The 381-nt window shown below is 32.3% G+C and carries 1 protein-coding gene; it reads right to left on the reverse strand.

Annotated elements, in window-relative coordinates:
* Positions 1 to 232: hypothetical protein (locus KVT37_RS31945; RefSeq protein WP_217578986.1), on the reverse strand; the 232-nt coding region annotated here is incomplete at its 3' end.
* Positions 233 to 381: the final 149 nt, after the last annotated feature.

Consider the following 381-nt stretch of genomic DNA (forward strand, 5'->3'; position numbering starts at 1 on the left):
CCTTAGGAGCAACATGCTCTATCTCTGCTCTCCCGCCAACATTAAGGCGCGTACCACAATATGCACATCTATGTTTTTGAACATCATATAGATGACTTTTAACTCTTTCTTTGATTCTTTTCATCTCATGGGTAGATTTATCCCATGCCTTCCCATCTGTTACATTAATAGTCTTTAAATATCTTTTTTCTTCTCTTGAAAACTTCACATTCTTCTTAATTAAATTAAGCATTCTCGAAATTTCTCCTTGCATTTTTAATGACCTCTTTCAGAGGATCATTTGGTCTTAAAGATAATTTCTCTAGTTTATTAAGTATTCTTTTTACCTCACTTGTATATTCAATATCTCCGGAAGAAATATATGATAGTAATTTCCTCAAA

Source organism: Mesorhizobium sp. GbtcB19, assembly GCF_019091085.1.
GTDB lineage: Bacteria > Pseudomonadota > Alphaproteobacteria > Rhizobiales > Rhizobiaceae > Mesorhizobium.